General features: G+C 50.1%; 14 protein-coding genes. 1 reads left to right on the forward strand and 13 read right to left on the reverse strand.

Going from position 1 to position 22,966, the window contains the following annotated elements; all coding sequences use genetic code 11:
* Positions 1 to 124: 124 nt before the first annotated feature.
* Positions 125 to 1,675 carry a response regulator gene (locus ACYUJT_RS23390; RefSeq protein ID WP_460326940.1) on the reverse strand — a complete coding sequence of 517 codons (1,551 nt, stop codon included), beginning with the start codon at positions 1,673 to 1,675 and terminating at the stop codon, positions 125 to 127.
* Positions 1,676 to 1,951: 276 nt separating this feature from the next.
* Positions 1,952 to 3,934, reverse strand: a complete 1,983-nt coding sequence (locus ACYUJT_RS23395) for a glycoside hydrolase family 127 protein (RefSeq protein ID WP_460326942.1) — start codon at positions 3,932 to 3,934, stop codon at positions 1,952 to 1,954.
* Positions 3,935 to 4,076: 142 nt separating this feature from the next.
* Between ACYUJT_RS23395 and ACYUJT_RS23400 the strand changes: the two genes are divergently transcribed.
* The gene (locus ACYUJT_RS23400) at positions 4,077 to 4,976 is read left to right on the forward strand and encodes a helix-turn-helix domain-containing protein (protein WP_460326944.1); all 900 of its coding nucleotides are present in this window, start codon (positions 4,077 to 4,079) and stop codon (positions 4,974 to 4,976) included.
* 43 nt (positions 4,977 to 5,019) lie between these two features.
* On the opposite strand, the gene ACYUJT_RS23405 is transcribed toward ACYUJT_RS23400, so the two are convergent.
* The 11 genes from ACYUJT_RS23405 to arfA all read right to left on the reverse strand — a co-directional run bounded on the left by ACYUJT_RS23405 (position 5,020) and on the right by arfA (position 22,001).
* Positions 5,020 to 9,294 (reverse strand): LamG-like jellyroll fold domain-containing protein, encoded by a 4,275-nt coding sequence (locus ACYUJT_RS23405; RefSeq protein ID WP_460326946.1) that lies wholly within the window; start codon positions 9,292 to 9,294, stop codon positions 5,020 to 5,022.
* 99 nt (positions 9,295 to 9,393) lie between these two features.
* Entirely contained in the window at positions 9,394 to 10,881 is a 1,488-nt protein-coding gene (locus ACYUJT_RS23410) for an alpha-N-arabinofuranosidase (RefSeq protein WP_460326948.1), read from the reverse strand.
* Between the two features lie 55 nt (positions 10,882 to 10,936).
* The gene (locus ACYUJT_RS23415; RefSeq protein ID WP_460326950.1) at positions 10,937 to 11,905 is read right to left on the reverse strand and encodes a glycoside hydrolase family 43 protein; all 969 of its coding nucleotides are present in this window, start codon (positions 11,903 to 11,905) and stop codon (positions 10,937 to 10,939) included.
* Positions 11,906 to 11,951: 46 nt separating this feature from the next.
* Positions 11,952 to 13,307 carry a family 43 glycosylhydrolase gene (locus ACYUJT_RS23420; protein ID WP_460326952.1) on the reverse strand — a complete coding sequence of 452 codons (1,356 nt, stop codon included), beginning with the start codon at positions 13,305 to 13,307 and terminating at the stop codon, positions 11,952 to 11,954.
* Between the two features lie 25 nt (positions 13,308 to 13,332).
* Positions 13,333 to 14,175: a carbohydrate ABC transporter permease gene (locus ACYUJT_RS23425; RefSeq protein ID WP_460326954.1), complete on the reverse strand. Its 843-nt coding sequence runs from the start codon at positions 14,173 to 14,175 to the stop codon at positions 13,333 to 13,335.
* A gap of 27 nt (positions 14,176 to 14,202) precedes the next feature.
* Positions 14,203 to 15,090, reverse strand: coding sequence for a carbohydrate ABC transporter permease (locus ACYUJT_RS23430; RefSeq protein ID WP_460326958.1), 888 nt, complete (start codon positions 15,088 to 15,090; stop codon positions 14,203 to 14,205).
* Positions 15,091 to 15,209: 119 nt separating this feature from the next.
* Positions 15,210 to 16,595 (reverse strand): ABC transporter substrate-binding protein, encoded by a 1,386-nt coding sequence (locus tag ACYUJT_RS23435; protein WP_460326960.1) that lies wholly within the window; start codon positions 16,593 to 16,595, stop codon positions 15,210 to 15,212.
* A gap of 482 nt (positions 16,596 to 17,077) precedes the next feature.
* Positions 17,078 to 17,911, reverse strand: coding sequence for a carbohydrate ABC transporter permease (locus ACYUJT_RS23440; RefSeq protein WP_460326962.1), 834 nt, complete (start codon positions 17,909 to 17,911; stop codon positions 17,078 to 17,080).
* 3 nt (positions 17,912 to 17,914) lie between these two features.
* Positions 17,915 to 18,808 (reverse strand): carbohydrate ABC transporter permease, encoded by an 894-nt coding sequence (locus ACYUJT_RS23445; protein ID WP_460326964.1) that lies wholly within the window; start codon positions 18,806 to 18,808, stop codon positions 17,915 to 17,917.
* Positions 18,809 to 18,898: 90 nt separating this feature from the next.
* On the reverse strand, positions 18,899 to 20,230 hold the full coding sequence (locus tag ACYUJT_RS23450) for an ABC transporter substrate-binding protein (RefSeq protein WP_460326966.1): 1,332 nt from the start codon (positions 20,228 to 20,230) through the stop codon (positions 18,899 to 18,901).
* A gap of 283 nt (positions 20,231 to 20,513) precedes the next feature.
* The gene (gene arfA / locus ACYUJT_RS23455; protein ID WP_460326975.1) at positions 20,514 to 22,001 is read right to left on the reverse strand and encodes an arabinosylfuranosidase ArfA; all 1,488 of its coding nucleotides are present in this window, start codon (positions 21,999 to 22,001) and stop codon (positions 20,514 to 20,516) included.
* Positions 22,002 to 22,966: the final 965 nt, after the last annotated feature.

A 22,966-nucleotide genomic window follows, 5' to 3' on the forward strand; every position in this document is an offset into this window, starting at 1 on the left:
TATCATTTTATTACAGAAAATACTGTCAGCTATTGCTAAGAAATATAGACAAAAAAAATCTTTCCAAGATGATGCCTGGAAAGATGGAATGTTCAGCATTCATTTTTGCTGTTTCGCCGTCTGATCACTCACTGCTCGCATGTCGGCGATAAGCCGATGGCGAAGTACCTACATACTTCTTGAATTTGGAGTGGAAATAATCAACGTTCGTGTAGCCGACCTTCTCCGCTACCTGATACACCTTAAGACCATCCTCAAGATAAGATTTCGCCTTCTCGATCCGTACCTTGTCAAGATAGGTATTGAAGTATTCCCCCGTCTCATTCTTGAACAGCTTGCCTAGATAGGCGCTATTATAGTTCAGGACGCCCGAAAGCGTCTCCAGCTTCAGGTTGTCGCTGAAATTCCGTTCGATGAGATCTAGCATGATTTTGACCTCGCGGTGCTTGTCCTTCTCCCCCAAATTGCTCATCAGCTGCTGGAAGAAGTAATCGATCTTGTCATAGAGCGCATGGATGCTTCGCAGATGATATATTTCGGTCAGCATATCCGAGAAGGGCTTGCTATGCTGCTGAAGCTCAGGATGCTGCTGCAGCCCCTTGCCCATGACCGAGGTTAAAATCTCTATGAAACGGCGTTTGATATCCGCCGCGGTATAGCCTTCAGCAATCAAGCTCTGCCCTGTCTGCCTGACCAGCGATTTCACGGCTTTAATATTGCCGATATCGACCGCGTAATAGATTTGATCGGTCAGAGTTTCGGATGGGAAAACCTCGGAGCAACCCTCTTCATACTCACTATGCGCATCACCTTGGCATAGCAGCCTCCCATCATCAAGAAAAAAATGCAGCTTGATCAGTTCGCGCGCAGCACTGTAGGAGCCGGCTATTTCATCCAGCGAACCTACCTTCGAGCCAAGCGCCACCGTGAATTCCACGCCCGTCTCTCCTATAGCCGTTCGGATGGAGCGGTATACACCTTCCCTCTCCACCGCAAGCAGCGGCTCCTTCAGCAGTACGCCGACTTGCCCGTAAAATTCAAAGACAAGGCCGCGATCCTGATGCTCGAAGGTCTCGGCCATAGCTCTTCTCAGCAAATAAAGCACCGATTCCGTCAATTCGTCATGCAAAGCGACAAGCAGCACCTGGTAGCAATTCCACATTAGCCCCAGCTCCTCGGCCCGATCCTTCAGCTGGCGGCGGTCCTCTAAAGTATGCTCCGTCTCCGTGAGAAGCATATGAATCAGAGCTTCCCTAGTCCATTCTTTCGTGGCATGCTGCCATTCTTCCGATGCCCGTTCCTCCTCGATCGCCGCCTTGATTCCCCGGAGATACTCCATCAACTCGTCTTCGTCGACCGGTTTAAGCAAATAGCCGTCGGCTCGGTGAGCAATTGCTTTCTTGGCATAGTCAAAATCCGCATATCCGCTTAGGATCAATATATGAAGCAGGGGGTCCTGCTCTCGAAGGCGCTGAATAAGCTGCAGCCCATCCATGCCCGGCATTCTAATATCGGCAATAACGAGCTCTGGCCGGCAAACCGCGTACTTCTCCAAAGCTTCGTTTCCATTGGCCGCCGTATCCACCACCCGGTAACCAAGAGCTTCCCAATCGATAAACGTGCGAAGTCCTTCTCTCAGTTTCGGCTCATCATCCACAATCAGCACATCAATCATCCAGAACTCCCCCTCCGGATTTATTTATGAACGGTATTCAGCGTCATATCTCCGACTTACATCCATCATTTCTCCAATACAAATAAACTGTCATCTCATATAACAGTTAAAGTTAAAGCGCTTACATTCATCATATACCCGTTTCCCGCTTCTGGCCTACATAATTCTGTGCATTTGTTGCACTATTTTGACGTTGACCTGTCGAGAAAATAAGGTGTCCCTTGCCGCGGATTGTTGCGGCAAGGGCACCCTATCTGAAAAGACAGCGCCTTGTAGTTACAGCGTTTCCCTAACCCATACGCTCATTTCGCCTTCACCGCGATTCGCCCAGGCATAATAAGGTATAAATGTCACTTTCTCTTCTTGCAGAGCTGGCACGGCCTCGGCCTCCGTGCTGTACAGCCCGCCCGGCCACTTTGCGTCATCCTGTCGCAAGCCTTGTGCCGTGATCGTCACGATGCCCCCCAACAAACCGTCTTCGTATTTCGCCTCAAGCTTAGCATTTGCTGGCAGTACAATTTCATGAAGATTCGCGCCGTTATCCGCCTGCTCCAGACAATATACGAGCGGCCCGCGCTGCAATGCAGCCTTGCCCGCATTTCCGCGGATCAGAGGATGGCTGCGCATGCGCTCCACCGGCATATCCAGCACCAGTTCCACGACATCTCCCTGCTGCCAATTCCGGGAAATATGGACGTAGCCGTCCTGATTGGTATGGCCTTCAACCGGATATGACTCATTGTTTACGGACAGGCTGGCTTGTCTGCACCAGCCCGGGATACGCAGCGCGATCGCAAATTCTCCAGGCTTTTGCGGGTTGACCTCGATTTTAATCCGTCCGTCCCACGGATAATTGGAAGTTTGCTTCACCTGCACCATGCTGCCTCCAACGCTCAAACTGGCCTCGCCGCCAATATAGAGGTGGGTATAGATGGTACGTTCCTGAACCATATAAATATACTCCCCTAACGAAGCGAGCAGGCGGGCTACGTTCGGCGGACAGCAGGCGCAGCCGAACCATTCCTGGCGCACCGGCTTAATATGGTCGAATTTGTGGTTCACTCCGCCGCAAGCTTTCGGATCTACCTCCAGTGGGTTCACGTAGAAGAAATGCTTGCCGTCCCGCGACATGCCGGCAACTACCGTATTGTACAGCGCCCGCTCCAGTACATCGGCATACTCGGCTTGAGGAGCAATCCGCAGCATTCGGTGGGCAAAGAAGATCAGGCCAATGGAAGCGCACGTCTCTGCGTATGCGGTATCATTAGGCAAATCGTAATCGAACGTGAACGCCTCGCCCTGCGGCATGGAGCCGATCCCTCCGGTAATGTACATCTGCCGGGATACGATGTTGTCCCATAGTCGACGGCAGGCCGCCAGAAGCGATTCGTCCTTCGTCTCGGCCGCCACATCCGCCATGCCCGTCAGCATATAAACTTCGCGCACGGCATGGCCGATCGCTTTCTCCTGCTCCCTGACCGGCGCGTGCGACTGAGTATGTTCCAAATCGATCGCATGATTGATTCCCGTCCAATGGCTATCGCCTCCGCGTTCCTTCAGCTGCATTTCATAGAAATTCGGCTTCTGGCCCCGCTGCTCTACAAAATATTGGGCAAGCCGCAAATAACGTTCGTTTTCAGTCGCGTGATAGAGCTTCACAAGGGCCAGCTTGATTTCCTGATGTCCGTCATAACCTTTCAGCTTGCCCGGCTCCGTGCCGAACACGGAGTCAATATGATCCGCAAAGCGGGATACGACGTCAAGCAGCCTTCTTTTTCCCGTCGCCCGGTAATAGGCCACCCCGGCCTCGATCATATGGCCCGCGCAATAGAGTTCATGGCATTCAGCCAAATTACTCCATCTTCTCCCTGGCTCTTTAAGCGTATAGTAAGTATTGAGGTAGCCGTCCTCGTGCTGGGCTTTGGCGATAATCTCGATTACTTCATCAGCCGTTCTCTCCAGCTCGGGATCCGGCTGCGATTCCAGCAAATAAGATACGGCTTCCAGCCATTTGGCTACATCGCTGTCCTGAAACACCATGCCGTAAAATTCGCCCTCATCTAGTCCGGCGGCAATCTTGAAGTTGCGAATAGCCCCGCTGGGCTCAGCAGCTTCAATGCGGTCATTCAGCGCATCCCATTGATAAGGAACTACGACGCTGCGCACCAAATCGATATAATAGCTCCAAAAGTTGTCTTGGATGTTCACGTGGTTAAGCGGTACTCTTTCGACATGCTGAAACGGTATAGACTTGCTCATGTTGGAGCCCTCCTATTTTCGAAATATCATACTGACAATTCTGATTCTATCCGATATATTTAATAATTAGAATCAATATTACCAACCTAATATTTATAATATTTCACACTCAAAATCACACGAATGGATTAGGAGGATTCCTATGATCAGAGCCACGGAAATCGTCCATTTTCCCGCTCCGCCCGCCCCGTATTATCTGGAATGCGGCCATACCGCTTACGGCCCGGGGGAAGAGCATCCAAACCGGCGCAACATGGGAAAATTCGATCTCATCCTCATGAAATCCGGTACGCTATTTATTGGCGAAGAGCAGCGGAAATGGGGCTTGACGGCCGGGCAATCCCTGCTGCTGCTTCCCGATCGTTATCATTATGCGGTTCAGCCCTGCGAGGAGGAAACGACGTTCTACTGGGTTCATTTTCACTCCGTATGCGAATGGGCCGAGTTCCCTGCCGACCAACAGATCGCATTCCAATCGGAGCAGCATTACCATGAATTTCTCACTTCTCCCTATGACATCCAGCTGCCGAAAATGTGGGATATGCCCTACCCGGAAAGAGCGTACCAGCTTATGGAAACGCTGCTGCAAACGCCCGGCACGCGCCAATCGAGCGCCTTCTGGACGCAGCAGCAGTCGTTCGAGGAATTGCTGCGCATGATGGATTTGCGGCAGCTCGAACAGTATACATCCCCCGCCGTCGCCGTCGCCGAGAAAACCGAGGCCTTCATCCGGAGCAACTACCGAACCGAGCTGACAAGCGAGGTTATGTCTGCGGCGCTGCACTACCATTACAACTACATTACGCGCTGCATGAAGCAAGTCTACGGGATGACGCCCAATGATTATTTGCAGCATTACCGGCTGGAGCAATCCAAGCTGCTTCTGCTGAAAACGGAGTGGAAAATCGCGGAAATCGCCGGTTATGTCGGCTTCAGAAACACCCCGTATTTTTCCAATCGATTCTCTGGGAAATACGGCTGTTCCCCACAGCAGTTCCGCAGGCAATTCTCTCATGCCCCCGTCGTCAAAACAAAGAGCTGACCGCATATTACCGCGAATCAGCTCTTTGCACGCCAATTGATATTTATTTATGGGCGAGTGCCGCAGCTTGGTCTGCCGTAATCGCTCCCTTGAAAATATGCAGCTCGTCGATCATGCCTTTGAACGGGGCATCCCACCAGTTCACGCCCAAGCTAAAGGTTCCTTGATCATCCAGGAACACATCCGGGAAGCCGCTGCCCGTGTATTTTACTTCTCCATTCACGTACAGGGTAACAAGGCCCTTGTTGACGGTAAAGGCAAAATGCGTCCACTCCCTCGGTAACGTGTTAACCCCGGTTCCGGCATCATACCAGTTCGATCCCGACCAGAGCATTGCGCTGTTCCCCACGCCGTCATGGCCCTTCGGCTGAAAACTGATCCAGCTGTCTCCGGTCTGTGCTCCAAAGAAGACTGGCGTATAAGGCGCAAGCTCCTCCGCATACACCCACATCGTCACCGAATAGCTATCGCCGGATATCAGTCCCTTCGGCAGCAGAACACCTGACGCGCCGTCGAATACGGCCGCTTTGCCGGTCACACCCGTCCCATAGGAAATCGTGCCGCCAGACGGTGAACCGATCATATCCCCAATGACCGTCCCTGCTCCAAATCTGCCCGCTGTATCGAGCAGATTATCCTCAAAGGAAAATTGGCCCACTAATTCTACAGCGGTATCTCCTGGATCCGGGGCGTATTCCTGCGACAGCTTTGCCACCAGCTCGGCAGTAATCGGCACGTCATAAATCCGCACCTCATCCATCATGCCCTTGAACGGCGTATCCCACCAGTTCACGCCCAATCCGAAGGTGCCGTGTTCATCCGTAAACACATTCGGAAAGCCGGTGCCTGAAAATTTCTGCACGCCGTCAACAAAGACTTTCACCTCTCCACGATTGACCGTAAAGGCTATATGATGCCATTCGTTGGCACGGATTCTCGAGCCAGTCGTCGCATCGTACCAAGACTCGCCCGACCACAGCATCGTGTTGTTATCCCAGGATTGCGGAACCAGGCTGATCCAGCTGTTGCTCGTCTTCGCGCCAAAAAAGCTCGTCGTAAATTGCGTATGCTGCTCCACATTCAGCCACATAGACACCGAATACCGGTCGCTGGCAATCAGTCCGTCCGGCAGCTTAATGCCGGAATTGCCGTCGAATACCGCTGCTTTACCTCTTACTCCTTCGCCAAACGCTATGTCCCCTCCTGTAGTATCGAGCCTGCTGCCTGTCACCGTTCCTGCACCGAAGTTCCCTGTGGAGTCGCTCAATTCCCCTTCAAAGGAATACTGTGCGGCCAGACCATAAGCAGGATCGATCGGCACAACCACGATCTCAAACGTCTTCGTTGCGATCGCCGTTCCTTTCGCAATGGTCGCCGTAAGCGTGGCCGTCAAATTCGCTTCGCCAACCTCCGGCGGCGAGATAATGCCTTTGTCTGTGATAACCGTCTCATCCGATGTTTGCCATGAAATGACCGTTCCGCGAGCACCTGTCGCTGGCAGCATCAAATGGGTCATGACCCGGCTCGTATCGCCAAGCTCCAGAGCGCTCTTCACATCACCCACGATCTGTTCGTCCGATCTGTCCGGCTGCCGGATGCCCCAAACCGTCTCTCCCGCGGAGGAAATCGCGGTAAACGTCATCGTCTCACGCTCCAGCGCCGTATCCCACTGGCGGACGAATACCCCGTCGTAGGTGACTCCGTCTACTGTAATGGCCGCTAAATAATCTGCCTGCAAACCCCAAGTTCCCGTGACATCGCCCGTAATCGTCTTGTCTTCGTTCAAACGGATGTTCACGGCCTGCGTGATTTTGCCGGAATAAGTCAGCCCATGGTTCACAAATTTATAATCGCCGGCAATGTCGTCTGCTTTCGCCGCTTGAATCGTCTCCCCGGCATAACGCTCCGGCGCGACAACGAACCAGCCGTCTTTATTCAAGAACATCTGATGGACGCGAAGCTCATGCGCCTCGCCCCTTTGCGGAAAACGCGTATGGAACAACAGGAAGTATTTCCCCGACTCCTCCTCGTAATATACGGAGTTATGTCCAGGCGACGCATAGCCATAGCCAATGCCCGTCCCCGGCTCTCCGACCTGCCGCTCAAACAGGAAGTTGCCAATCATCTTAATGCCGTACGGCGAATTGTCGGTATTGCCGGGCAGAACTGCATTGTTCCCTGCCGCATCCACGTAAGGGCCATCCGGCTGCGTCGCTCGGAACAATCTCATATTGTAGCCGCCGTCCACGCCCAGCCATCCATAAGTCACGTTCAAGAAATAATAGCCGGTAGTCTCGTCATATATAATGTATGGGCCTTCTCCTGACTTCGTATATCCGCCGGCAATTTTGGTACCGAAATAACGATCGACGATTCGGCCATCCGCCGTTACTTCGTCCTGACCCGGATAAATCGCTTGGCCTGTCTGTGGATCCAGCTCAAGCACGAAAATTCCGCCAGACCAGGAACCATAGGTCATCCACAGCCTTCCGTCTTCATCCGTAAACAATGTCGCATCGATGGCGTTCGGATACATGCTGTTGTTATAGGAACCGTTGCTGTTGAACCAATTCGGGTTGCTTCCGGTTAATGTACCGCTATCGATCAACGCCTGGATATTCGTATTCGTCCATTTCTTATTGATCTGGCTGTCGGCATCGTAGGCGTCGTTTCTCGTGAATCCCGAGTACACGACTGTATCCACGTACTGATAAGGACCTTCGATGTTCTTGGATACCGCATAACCGATCGCCGACCGGATATAGGTAGAGGATGCGCTGTAATACATCATATAAGCGCCCGTAGTACCGTCCTCATTCACATAATGCTCGTTCCAGACGACATCCGGCGCCCAGACGGAGAAACCGCCTTTACTGTCGGAGTCGTTCTCTCCAGCCCAGGCGAACGAGCCTGCCAAATTCGCGGACAAATCGCCAAAGATCACATTACCCGGTGTCTCATACCCATTCGTGAACCGGGTCCAGTTCATCAGATCAGTCGACTTGGCCGCCTCGATATGAGAGCCGAATACGTAATATGTGCCGCCATCCTTGATAATGGACGGATCGTGCACCGACACCTCGGTAAATGCCGGCTTTGCCCCTGGCTGCGGATTTGGAGTCGGATTCGGGTTTGGCGACGGACGGGAAGTTGACGGCGAGCTTGAACCCGAACCTCCAGACGTATTTGCGCTTCCGCTGCCAGTGACCGAACCTCCCTCGTCTTCACGGACGAGTCTCTTATCGCTTGAATGAATAATCCCTTTGCCTTTAACCGGAATCGTCTGGTCTACATGAATGACGACCTCTTCGATTACGCTGCCTTCGTGAACGATCAGCACAGCCTGCTGACGAAGCACGAGCTTCTTAATCAAGCCCTGCAGCAAGCTAAGTTCAGGGTTCGACAAGGAGCGAACCTCGACCTCATTGAATTGTCCTGACAGTTGAACCTTCCCGCCCCCGTTCGCGTACACTTTGCCCTGTACTTTGACGTTGTCGAGCGTCACATCTCCCTCAGCAACCCCTTCCGTCAAATACAGATTGCCTTGAATCGTCGCATCCTTCAGGACAATGCCGCCGCGATTGATGACCGCGTTCTGGTACGAGCCGCCCGTATGCATGCCTTCCTGATTAAAGACCTCGCCGGACAGCTTGCCGAGCAGAACGAGCGCCTCGGCTCTCGTTACGGGATTGCCGCCTCTAAAAGTATGATCGGGATATCCGCTCGCGTAGCCGCCATCCAGCAGCGCAGCTGCCGCCGGGGCACTCCAGGAAGGAAGCTTCTCTCCATCCTGAAGCCGCAGCGCCGTGCCGGAGGAGGCGGAAGGCTGCAATGCGAACACCTTCGCCAATACCACTGCCGCTTCCTGCCGCGTAATCACTGCACCGGGGCGGACAGTCCCGTCCTCATATCCGCTTAGATAACCGGTTGTAACCGCTTTCTTAATTTCCGAATAGTAAGCATCCTTTGCTTGAATATCCTTAAAGGAAATTTCGTTCATCGCCGAATAATTAAATACTTTATTGACCAAGGTAACAAATTCCGCTCTCGTAATCGCCTGATTCGGCTTAAAAATTCCATCGCCGTAGCCATGAATCAGCCCTTTCTGATACCAGTCGGCAAACGGCTTCTCCGCCCAGTGGCCCTTTACGTCGCTTATTTCGATGTCGCTTATCTCGCTTATGGCACTTATACCGCTCGTGCCGCTTACGCCGCCATCTGAACCGGCAATACTGCCAACCTCAGCAAAAGCCGCAGCAGGCATCAGCATGGCCATAGTCAATATCACGGCCAACAGCTTATTCCATCTTCGCTTCACATTAACTTCCCCCTCTATGGATTCATGTAAATAAAAAGAACCGACAGCGTACCGGATTGCTGGATTGCTTCCTCTCGCTGTCGGTTCTTATATGAGCTGTTACTCTACAGCAATCGTGACGACGGACATGGCTGGCAGCTTGATCGCCAGCTTATTGCCCTGTACCGCAGCTCCGGTGAATTCTGCCGGCTTAACGGCATCCGGCTGCTCGAAGGTATTATGGGCGTTCATCTTGTCGGCCGTGATGATCGTTCCCGATACCTTCGCACCAGTTGCATCGATACCGCGAAGATCAAGGTCGAGCACGGCTTCCTGCAGATGATCGATATTGCATAAGCTGATATGGATTTTGCCTGCAGTATCTCGGGAGGCGGAAACTGTAACTTGCGGCAGCTTCTCTCCGTTGTATTCGTACTCGCCGAAGGTTGAATCGACGGCCAGCAGCTCGGCGTCCTGATGGACTTTGTACATATCGAACACATGGTAGGTCGGCGTAAGCAGCATTTTCTCGCCTTCCGTTAGAATCATCGCCTGCAGCACGTTTACGGTCTGGGCAATGTTCGTCATTTGCACACGGTCGCAGTGGTTATGGAAAATATTGAAGTGCAAGCCAGCCACCAGTGCATCCCGAATCGTGTTCTGCTGATACAGGAATCCCGGATTCGTTCCTGGCTCGACATCGAACCAGGTGCCCCATTCGTCGATGATCATCCCTACGCGTTTGTCCGGATCGTATTTATCCATGATCGTACTATGCTTGCTGATCAATTCATTCATATGAAGAGCTTTCTTCATCGTAATAAACCACTCGTCCTCCGGGAAATCGAGGGCCGATCCTTTGCCCAGCCAGAAATCCCCCGGAATCGTGTAATAGTGCAGGCTTAATCCGTCCATAAGCCAGCCCGCGTTCTTCATTAATACTTCGGTCCAGTTATAATCGTCCACATTCGCCCCGCCGGCGATTTTATAAATTTTGTTGTCCCCGTAATTACGCACATAAGTTTGATATCGGCGGTACAAATCAGCGTAGTATTCCGGACGCATATTTCCGCCGCAGCCCCAATTCTCATTCCCCACTCCAAAATACTTCAGCTTCCAAGCCTCTTCCCGGCCATTCTCGCGTCTCCAGTTCGCCATGGGGGATTCGCCGTCAAAGGTCATATATTCGACCCATTCCGACATCTCCTGAACAGTTCCGCTCCCCACGTTGCCGCAAATATACGGCTCACACTCCAGCAGCTCGCAGAGCAGCATAAACTCATGAGTTCCAAAATGGTTGTTCTCGACCACGCCGCCCCAATGCGTGTTGACCATGCGCTTGCGGTTTTCCCTTGGACCGACGCCATCCTTCCAATGATATTCGTCGGCGAAGCAGCCTCCCGGCCAGCGCAGCACCGGAATCTTGATCTGCTTCAACGCCTGGAGAACGTCATTGCGAATTCCTTTCGTATTCGGGATCGGGGAGTCCTCGCCAACCCAAATCCCCTCGTAAATGCAACGGCCCAGATGCTCCGAGAAGTGGCCATAAATATTCTTATTGATGGTTCCTTTGTGGATGTCCGCGTTGACGATCACGTAATTTTTCAAAATGATGCCCTCCAGATGAAAAATAATATTTTCCCTTTATTAGACAAGCAGCAAATTACCGAGCTCGTTGCGCATCCGGCAATGGTTCCCCAAAGTTCGGCGTCCCGTTCTCATTCCAATGGAAGATTTGGGCGCGCGTATGCCGGTTTGGATCATACAGGGGATCCCCTGTAATCTCTTTATAGTTGCGGGCATGGTAGACAATGACGTCCTGGCCGTCCTCCGTAACCGTAAAGCTGTTGTGTCCCGGACCATATTGCCCGTGCTCCTCATTAGTCTGAAAGACGGGAACCGGGGATTTGAACCAGACTAGCGGATCAAGCAGATCAGCATCTTCGTCTGCGTACAATAGTCCCATACAATAATTGTAATCCGTGGCGCTGGCCGAGTAGCTTATAAATATTTTTCCGTTGCGCTTTAAGACGGCTGCTCCTTCATTCACTTTGAAACCAATGATCTCCCAGTCATATTCCGGGGTAGAAATCATCGTTTGCTCTCCCGTCAGCGTCCACGGATTGCTCATTTTGGAAATGTACATATTCGAGTTGCCGTCAATTTCAGGATCTTTCTGCGCCCAGACATAGTACAAATCCCCCCGATGCTCGAACACGGTCGCGTCCAGGGCAAAAGATTCCCAGCGGGTGCGAACTTGCCCCTTCTCTACCCAAGTTCCTTCGAGCGGGTTGGCTGAACTGTTCTCCAGAACGTACATCCGGTGATCGAACAAGCCGTCCTTCGTCTCCGTCGTTCGCGCAGCAGCGAAGTAGATATACCATTTTCCCTGTATATAATGAATTTCCGGGGCCCAAATGTTTGCGCTAAGCGGCCCGGTGTCATATTTCCTCCAAGCTACAACGGGCTGTGCCTCGCTAAGGCCCTGAATCGTCCGAGATCTGCGGACCTCGATCCGATCGTACTCCGGAACGGAAGCCGTAAAGTAATAATATCCGTCGCTATGCAAGTAAACCCAAGGATCTGCCCTTTGCTCTACAATTGGATTTTTAAACTCCTGGTTTGTCATCATCTGGTTTCTCCTTTGTGAAATCATATTGTTTAAACCCAGGGCAGGCTCAGCTCTCTGGTTGGGCCTTTTGCTTGCCCCAGATTGAAACTCCACGCTCATCCAATCCGGTAAATACGAGGGTTTGCCCCCCTTTTTCCCAATCCCATGAAGGAAGCAGCTGCACGCTTGCGCTTCTCCCCTCGCCTTCGGGAACATCGTCCCATGCCATAGTCACCGTTCTCTGTCCATCGAATTTCCATGTCCCTTGTCCCCGGCTGCCTTCCAGCTTTCCTTTGGGGTGAAGGGCAAGCTGATCCGACTCGATCATTCCGTCGATACACGGATCGATTTCAATACGTTCCCATTCCCCAGCGATTAGCGTTTCCGGTATGTCCTGCTCCTTCTCTCCGGCATATCTCTCCGGTGATACGACAGGCCAACCGTCCTCCGTCCATAATATTTTGCGGATATGAAGATATGACCAATGCTTATCTGCCTCTCCGCGGGCATGATGCACGATATAATATTCGTCTCCGTCCTTGAGAACGGAATTGTGGCCTGGTGCAATCCAGCCCTCGTCTTCGCCGAACTTGTAGCCGCCGAGAATTTTATTGCCGATCTCATACTGCGGCTCGAATTCGGTATCCGTCATTTCCCGGTCGTTATAGTCCACATAAGGCCCGGTAATAGAGTCCGAACGAGCCACTCGCACGTTATAATCCTCGAATAAAGAATCATAGGATACAAACAAATAATATTTGTTGAATTTCTCGTTATAGATGATATAAGGCCCTTCCACCGCTCCGTCTTCCGTAATAGGGTCGCGTACGGCTATTCTCGTGCCGAATCCTTCCTCGCTAGGCTTCCCCGTCTCCGGATCAAGCTCGATAATGTGAATTCCGCCAAAAAAAGAACCGTACACCATCCACATCCGCCCGTCGGCGTCCGTAATAATGTTAGGATCGATAGCATTCAAGACATCCTCGCTTCTCGTCTTAAGCACAGCGCCCCGATCTTTCCACGGGCCTTCGATCGATTGCGAAGTTGCCATACCGATCATGGACTGCCTGCTGCCAAATGTGGAAGCAGAATAGTAGAGACGATACTCATCGCCGTGCTTCACGACGTCGGGAGCCCATAAATTGACCGCGCCGGTCCAAGCTCCAGCCTCTTCTGGAATACCCGGCAGCGCATATCCGACCCATTGCCAGCGGATAAGATCTTGGGATTTACGCACCATTACTCCCGGCTGCGGTTCTCCTCCGACTTTGACGTCCGTGGAGAATATATAATAGCCGTCTTCCGTTTTGACAATGCCAGGATCGTGGGCATTATTAATCGTCCATTTCTGTTCCGCATGAAGAATCGACTTATCGTACATCGCCATCGTACCCGGCGAATCGGGAAATATAGAAAAATTCATTGTCATTCACCCCTTGTAGACTCGCTTATCCTTTCACTCCAGAAATAGCGACAGACTCAATAATTTGCTTCTGGAACACAAGGAAAATGATCAACACTGGCAGGAGAGCAATCACGGAAGCCGCCATGATCAGCGGATAGTCCGTCTGTATCGCATATGTCGCATTAAAGTTCGCTATGACGAGCTGAAGCGTCATTTTTTCGGGCGAATTCAAATAGATGATCGGTGCCAAATAGTCATTCCATATGCCCATGAACCACAGGATCAGTTGAGCGGCCACGGCAGGTTTGATCAATGGAAACGTAATGGCCGAGAAAAGCCGGAAATAAGAGCTTCCATCGATTTTTGCTGCTTCAATGACCTCGTTCGGAACACTGATCAAATACTGCCGCAGGAAGAAAATCATAATAATATTGCCGAATAGGCCTGGAACGATAAGCGGAAGCAGAGTATCAATCCAGCCGATTTTAGAGAACATCATAAATTGCGGAATCATGACTGCGGGATAAGGGATCATCATCGCCGACAGCAGCATGAGAAAAATTTGGTTTTTACCGGGAAATCTGAGCTTCGCGAACGAAAATGCGGCCAAGCTGGAGGTAAACGTACCTACGACCGTAACCGAGACCGCTATGATGACACTGTTCTGGATCCCGCTAAGCAGCGGACCAGCTTCCCATATTTCCAAATACTTGCCCCATTGCGGATTGCTAGGGATCCACACCGGAGGCAAAGCAAATACATCTAATTTTTGTTTAATAGAAGTAGATAGCATCCATAGTAGGGGCGCAATCATAAAAACAGCCCCGATCGCCAATATGATGAAAATGATCGTATTCGTCAGTTTGATTCTAGTCGAATGAGACATATTCATATTCTCTCCTTTCCCTCATGCTCAAATATCAAAGGATGATTTCTCGTTCATTTTGAATTGAATCAGGGTCACAATAAATATGAATATGCCCAGAACGACTGCCATGGAGGAGGCATAACCCATTTGCAGGTTGCTGAAAGCCTTCTGCCAAATATAGAACACGACGGAAGCCGATGAATATTCCGGTCCCCCCGTAGAGGTCATAATATTGATTTCCGTAAAAATTTGCGATCCGCCGATAATGTTCGTAACGACGATGAAGAAGGTCACCGGCTTGACCATCGGCCAAGTGATGTGTCGGAAGGCCGCGAAGCCGTTGGCTCCATCCAGTTCAGCCGCTTCATAATAGGAGCGGGGAACGCTCTGCAATGCCGCCAAATACAGGAGCATGGTGTAGCCAAGCCCTTTCCACACGGTCATCATGATTAGAGCGGGTTTGACCGAATGCTTGTTCATCAGCCAATTCGGCCCTTTAATGCCGAACAATTCGAGGAATTGGTTCACTAGGCCATAATCACCGTTAAAGGCCCAGCTCCACATGATGGAAATGGCAGCAAGTGAAGAAATAACCGGGACATAATAAATGACGCGAAACGTCGTCGTTCCTGGTATGCCCCGGTTCAATCCGAGGGCAATCAGCAGGGCGAGCACGATCCCGATCGGAATTCCGATCATCATGAAGATCGTATTGAAGCTGGCCTTGAGAAAAAGTTCATCCGTAAACAAATCCTTGAAATTGCTTAGGCCGATGAAATCCATCTGCCCCAGGCCATCCCAGTCGGTAAACGAACCGTAGAACGAATACGCTACAGGAAACAAGGTAAATAGCAAAAAGCCCAGAACCGGAGGAGTCACATACAGCAGCCCATACATTTTTTCTTTTCGATAGAGATTCGATTTGGTTTTCATGCGGTTCACCTCTATTTCGGATTCCAGAAAAAAATGATGTTAGCCCCTTTGTATGATAACCACAGTGACTAACATCATTTTGCATACTGGATTATTACAATGCTAATTTTGCAGAACGGTTATTTTTTCTTCGATTTTTGCTCCTGTTCAATCGCTTTATCCAACAGCTTCTGCATCTTCGGCTGTTCCTGCTTCACGTATTCCGCAGCTGTGATTTTGCCATCCAGGACCGGCTGGATATCTGTAAAGAACAGGTTGTACCATTCGGCATTGTATGTGTAATGGCCCGGCAGCACTCTGCCGTATTCGCCTACGATGTCCAGGAACTCCTGTTTGTTGGCTGGCTTCGTGGACGTATCGGCAGCCCATTCGTCGGCCATATCGATCAGGTTTGGAATTTGCACCTTAGCGTTGACCAGCATCTCCATGCCTTCCTTCGATGCGGTCAAATAGTTGACCAGAGCGACCGCTTCTTCCGGATATTTCGTCTTCTCGGAAACTCCGATTCCGAGCGAGCCTATCCAAGTAGCGGACTTGCCTGTCGAACCTGCAGGGTAAGGCATCAGATCATATTCGAATGGAAGCTCTTCATAAGTACTCATATCCCAAGGTCCTACCGGGAAGAAGGCAAGTTCGCCTTTCATCCAGCGTTGGTAGGTATCCAATGTTTGCGCATCTTCGGCGGAAGGTGTAATCTTATGGACATTTTGCATGTCTGCAAAGAACTGCAGTGCTTCCGCAAATTTCGGATCATCGATCGTGACTTTTGTCTTTGTCTCATCAATCCAGTCGGCACCATTACTCCAGACTAATGACTGCAATACCCAGTTCACGTTAAAGCCTGTCCCGTATTGATCGATCTTCCCGTCTCCGTTCGTATCCTTGGTCAGCTTTTTGTTCACTTCGATAAATTCATCCCAGGTCATCGGGACGTCATTGTCCGGCAGCGGGATGCCTTCCTTCTCGAACATCGTCTTGTTGTATCCTAAAGCGAACGGCCCAACGTCCTTCGGCATGCCGTAGACGTCGCCTTGTCCTGCCATCTCGCCGTCGTAGCGGTATAAATCAACACCGTATTTCCAAATGTTATCGAGGTGAATATCTTCGTTATAATTCAGGTAAGGTGTAAGGTTCATAAGAATTCCGCTGTTCACGTAGGCTTTCAAATCGCCGGATTCAAAATAAAACACGTCAGGCACTTTATTTCCCGTGATTGCCGCTTTCAGCTTCGTGGCATACTGATCTGCCGCGGTAACGACCATTTTCACTTTTACGCCAGGATGATCTGCTTCAAACTTTTTGACGACTTCTGTGTAAGCCTTTTGCTCATCAGTACCCCCGCGGTACATAAATGTCAGCTCTTTAGTCCCCGAAGGCTTTCCTGCATTCCCGTTACTATTACCGGTTGCTTCACCGTTCCCTTTGCCTCCGCAGCCCGCCAACACAGTTGAGAGAATAAAAATGAGCGAAACGAGCGTAAACCAACTTTTTTTCTTGACCACCATAAACCCTCCTAATGAATATTGATTCAACACTGGATGAAATATAAGTATTAAGCCTACGTATTATTCAACTATATATAAAACTATTTCTAAATAGTTGAATGAATCCGCTTGCAAATATAAAATAACATATAGAACATAGATTGTAAACAATAAAACATAAAACTTTTTATAATTATTTAAAACTAATTGATTTGTTGCGCTTAAAAAGGCTAAAAAAATAAAACTTCCGCTTGTTTTTCGGATTTAGTTTTATATAAATATATAACACATCGAAAAAACGCTCTATATTCTCTTTGTTTAATTTGCTTTTCGATAAGTTTTAGGGTGTTTTATGGGATGATATAAGCATTCATTCATGCTTAATTAAAATAAAAATAGATTTCCGTGACCTTGTCCAACTTTGCAATTAAGAAAAAAGCACCTACCGGTGCCTCATAAAATTAGGAGATTAGTTGCTCTTACCTATTGAATAGGGCGGCTGGCTAGCCTTTTACCGCCCCGGCCGTCATGCCATCGATGAAGTATTTTTGGAAGGCTACAAATAAAATAAAAATGGGAAGAATTGAAAAGAACGAACCCACGATCAATAAGTCATAGTTGTTTCCATAAGGCGTGAGCAGCGTCTTGAGGCCAATCGGAAGCGTGTACTTCCCGGCATCACTGAGCACCATGAACGGCCACAGGAAGTTATTCCAGCTGTTCATGCCGTTCAGAATCGCCATCGCGGCAAAAGACGGCTTCATGACGGGCAGGATCAATCTTAAGTAAATCCCATATTCCGTAGCCCCGTCAACCCGGCCCGCAGCAATGATCTCCTTCGGTACGCCTCTTAAATATTGCCTGAAGAAGAAGATCGTCGCAGCGCTAGCGATGCCCGGCAGTACAATGGCTGAATAAGAGTTCATAAGACCGATATTATGGGTCAGCGTATACAAGGGAAGCAGCAGGATTTCGAACGGCACCATCATGATTAACAGTACGCAGATAAACAGGAAGTTCTTCCCCTTGAATTCGTATGCAGAGAACCCGTAAGCCACTGTTGCGCTAACGAGCAGGGTTAGCACCACCTGGACGATCGTAAGCAGCAGCGAGTTAAAAAACCAGGTGAAGTACGCGTGGTTTCCGCTGAACAAATAGACGAAATTATCAAAATTCATGACCGAGAGGTCGAAGCTCAAATTCAGCCCATAGCGAATCAAATCTTCGCCCGGCTTGAAGGATGCGATCGTTACGGCATAAAACGGAATGAGAATCAGAGCGCATAGAATTGCGAAAAAGACAAAGAGGATCATTTTAATGGAAATTTCCCTGCTCATTCGTCACTCCTCCTTCTTGAACATCCCGGAAAAGGCCAGCTGCGTCAAATTGATGATCATCGTGATCGCCAAAAGCACAATGCCAACGGCTGCCGCATATCCAAGATTGTTCTTCTCGATTCCTTGCCGGTACAAATATCCGACGATGGTGAGTCCGATGTTCTTAGGAGAATTATTACCGTTCCACAGCATCATGCTCTCGATGAACATCGCGAGACCCGCATAAATGCTAATTGTCAGCACATAAATAGTCGTTGGCTTCAATAAAGGCATCGTGATCCGCGTGAATTTTTGGATGGGAGAAGCCCCGTCGATCGAGGCGGCTTCATAGTATTCGTCCGGAATATTTTTGAGGCCTGCCAAAAAATAAAGCATATTGACCCCTGTCCATCTCCAGGTCGCCAGCGACACCAGAGCTACGAATCCGGTAACCTGCCCTTTCAGGAATTTCACCGGTCCGATCCCGAACCATCCTAACACGCTGTTGATCATAGAGCCTTCCATTTCCCCGAACATCAACCGGAAGATCGTTCCTGCCACAACCACCGAGGTCAACGCGGGAAAGAAGAAGGAGGATTTGAAGAAATCTCTCCCCCACATGAATCGGTTGTTGATCAGCACGGCGAACAGCATCGGGAATGGAATCAGCACGGCTAAGGTGAGCACCATGTAAACGGCGCTGTTCGTTACGGCTTTGAGGAATACGCCGTCGCCCATCAGTTTCTCGTAGTTGCTGAAACCGACCAAGCTGGCTTCCTGTCCAAGCTGAATTTTCTGAAAGCTCATGCCAAAAGAGCTGCCCAGCGGATAGACCCAGAAGAACAAGAACACGAGGATAAAAGGCAGCACGAAAACGTAGGGAGCGACTTTTTGCGAGTAGAGAATTTTTTTGATCATCGCACTACTCCTTTATGAAATTGAGTTGGAGCTGCCCTTGGGAAGGGCAGCCCTCACGAATTGATGAATAAGCGATTGCCAATGCGGTTGCTATTTCAATTCTTGTTCAATTTGTGCTTGAGCTGCGTCTAAGGCTTCCTTAATATCTTTGCCGTCTTCAAATATTTCATTAAAGGTAATTGTGCAAAGAACATTGTTGATCGTTGGCGTCGCGGAGGTCGATTTGATCAGCCGGATTTCGCCCTTGATTTCATTCAGAACATCGAAGGGGTTGTTCTGAAAATATTGCACGAACTGGTTGTCTGGGTTGTGTGTGACGTCCTTCATGTCCCAGACATCCATGTTTACCGGATCAAAGCCAAGCGTGTTCCATATTTCCTTGTTCGCGTCCAGCGACAATTTGGCGAAGGCCAGGAAGTCCTTGGCCAGCTGAATATCCTTGGCTGTCTTCGTCACGACGGTGCCCGTACCACCGCCGCCTACGGAGCGTGGCATTCCTTTCTCAATGACAGGAATCGGCGCGATCGCGATTTTGCCGGATAAATCCTTCATATAGTTCGTGTACCTCGACATTTGCCATAGGGGCATAAAGGCAGTCGCGTAGTTGCCCGCATTAAATTCGCCGTAGGCTTCCTCGGTATCCGGCTGCCCTCCGGCAATCGTCGATATGACATGGCTGTCCTGCAAATCCTTCAAAATCGTCAAGCCTTTGATCATTTGTTCCGAATTTACGATGGGCTTGCCAGCCTCATCCGTAAAATCACTGCCCTGCTGCGCAAGCAGCATCGAGGTCTGCCAGGTTGCGCTGGTATCGGCAGTACCCATGTATTTTCCGGTGGCTTCGTATACTTTAATTCCGGCCTGCTTGAAATCTTCCCAGGTCTCGATCGTCTTGTAGTCGACGCCGGCCTGCCCCAGAATTTCCGTATTATAGAACGCGACCGATGCGCCTACATGAGTAGGCACGCCGTAATTTTGGCCGTCCTTGCTGTACAGATCAACCCTGGATTTCACGACCGTGTCGCGATACGGGTCGATCACATCATTCAAGGGCACCAATTGGGGAGTCCCCGCCAGAAAGTCCGGGAACTTGCCTAGCTCAATATCCGCAATATCGGGAGCCCCAACCCCCGTTTGCACGGCGATCGATAGTTTATTATGCATGTCATCGTAAGGCATTACTGTCACATTCAACTTGATTTGCCGATCCTGGTTGGCTTCATTCCATTTTCCAAGCATCTTCTCAAAATGTTGACCGTGTAGTTCTACGAATGTCCAATAGGACAATTCTGTTGCCCCTTCACTTGCCCCTCCGTCGAGAACCGAGGTTTTTCCTCCCGTACTCTTAGGCGACTGCCCGCATCCTAACAATGCGAGCGTCATTGACATTACAACAAGCACAATAAACCATCTTTGCTTCATAGTTGACCTCCTTAAAATATTCTTTTAAGTGCAGATCATAGAAGTTGTGTATTGGGCTAATCCGGCGGTTACGTGTGACTGCGGCTTGTAGTAGTTTGGACTAAACTGCCATGAGTGCCATAGCACTGTCTTGGCTGTTTAGCTGCGAGCAGTTTGACTCGTTTGGTATCGCTTTAGCTGTAGAGTAGCTGTACATGGCTTCGTTGCTAGCAGCTAGGAACTGCTATGTGTTGCTATGTGTTGCTATGCCTTGGCTGTGACTGTCACGACCCGCTGTGTGCTCCTACGCCTTCTTTAATCGGATGACGTTCCAAGAGGCTTTGGAGAGGCGGGTGTTCACATAGCCATCCTCGCACGCTGCATTACCATGCGAATGCGGCTTCACTCTCTCCTTATCGGCGGTATTTGCCGCTTTGAGATCGTCATTCTCAAGCACGATATGCTCTATCACACGGTAGTTCTCGAAGCTGCGCACATCGCACTTCAGCTCCAGCGCTTCCTCCAAGTGGCGGTTCACCGCGAAGATGGTCAGCTCTTCCTCGGCTTCGTTATATACGACAGCGCTGTCCAAATAAGGGACATCGGTGTAATCCTGCGCGTCATAGACCGGAGATTCGACGACCGGCTGCAGCGATACGCCGCGGCCATAAATCGATGCGTGCATGTAAGGGTAGAAGATCGTTTGCTTCCAAGCCCTTCCGCCATTCTCGGTCATAATCGGCGCGATGACGTTGACTAGCTGCGCCATACAGGCCATTTTCACCCGATCGGCATGCCGCAGAAGCGTAATCAGCATGCTGCCGACAAGCAGGGCATCCTCGAAGTTATATACGTCCTCCAGTTGTGGCGGACCCACGCTCCACGGCTCGATTTCCCTATCCGCCTGATTGGAGTGGTACCATACATTCCATTCATCAAAGCTGAGATACATCGTTTTCTTGCTGCGCTTCTTCGCTTTGATGTAATCGCATGTAGCGACTACAGTGCGGATGAAATGCTCCATATCCATCGAACGCGCCAAATAATTGGCGGTATCATTGTCTCTATTGCCATAGTATTGATGCAGTGAAACGAAGTCAGCCACATCGTAGGTGTGATCCAGCGTAATGGCTTCCCATTCCGGGAATGTCGGCATCCCCGTGCTGGAGCTTCCGCAAGATACGAGCTCAATATCGGGATCGACGAGACGCATCGCTTTAGCCGTCTCATAAGCCAAGCGGCCATACTCCACAGGTGTCTTCTGCCCGATCTGCCAAGGGCCGTCCATCTCGTTGCCCAGACACCAGGTCTTGATCTTATGCGGCTGCTCATAGCCGTGACTGCGGCGCAAGTCGCTCCAATAGCTTCCGCCCGGATGATTGCAGTATTCAAGCAGATTTCTGGCCGCATCGACGCCCCGGGTGCCGAGGTTAACAGCCATCATAACCTCGGAGCCAACCTCCTTCGCCCAGTTCATGAACTCGTTCGTGCCCACCTCATTCGGCTCCAACGCCCGCCAGGCAAGGTCCAGCCTCTTTGGCCTCTGTTCTACTGGCCCGACCCCGTCTTCCCAGTTGTAGCCGGAAACGAAGTTCCCGCCAGGATAACGAATAATCGGCACATTCAGCTGCTGAACAAGGGATTTCACATCACTGCGAAAGCCCAAATTATCTGCTGCAGAATGGGAAGGTTCGTAAATCCCCCCATATACCGCTCGTCCTAAATGCTCAATGAAGGATCCGTAAATACGTTTGTCTACTTCCGCGATCTTGAATGCCTTGTCTACGACCATCCGTGCTTGCTGCTTTGACGCTGACTTTGACGTTGTGGACAAATTATTCACCTTCCGTTTCAACTAAACATAAATTGTTTTTATATTACTTGAATGAATCCGCTTGCAAATATAAAATAACATATAGGATATAGATTGTAAACGACTAAATCTAAACCTTTTTATAAATATATAAAATTTTTTTTTGTCTTTATGCTTGTTTGGAGCGGTTCGAGCGGATACGGCCTTTTGGGCGCCTATTAAATTTATATAAATATATAAAGTATACGCTGAAATATTCATGTTATTTAATCGTTTAGAAATGGATCGGTAAAACTTAGGCCGATTATTACCCCTTGGCATATTGGTTTATGATTGTTTGAACTAAAAAAAGGGGCAGGCATTGCGCAGAGGGCATTACTCAGGGACATTACGAAGGGACATTGTGCAAGGGCATTACTCAGGGACATTGTGCCAAAACTAATGGACACAGGAGCCGCTATTCGCGCTTTTTCAGCTAATTTGACGCGTCAACGGACACAAAGGACCTTATTTACTCAAAACACACATTATTTCAAGACAATTTGGCACATTAGCGGAACCACGGTCCGTTAGCATACGAATTTGCCGCCTTTTGGAGGAATAACGGAACCAGGGTCCGTTACGCCGCCCAGCAAACACTAGCACTAGCCAAACTTTGCTCGATGGGAGCGACGTTGTATGCAGGACCTGACTGATGTTCGGGATTCAACTTGTGTTGGGGATGCAACTTGTGTTGGGGATGCAACTTGTGTTGGGGATGCAACTTGTGTTGGGGAATGACTGGTGCCCGGGAGGTAACTAGTGCACTTTCTGCAACTAGGGAGCTGCTCCGGATTGGTAGTCTCGTAGCTTGGTAACACCGCACGTTGAAGTCGCACGCTATGCCAAAACTAACGGACACAGGAGCCGCTATTTGCGCTTTTTCAGCTAATATGACGCGTCAA

Source organism: Paenibacillus sp. YSY-4.3 (assembly GCF_054767475.1).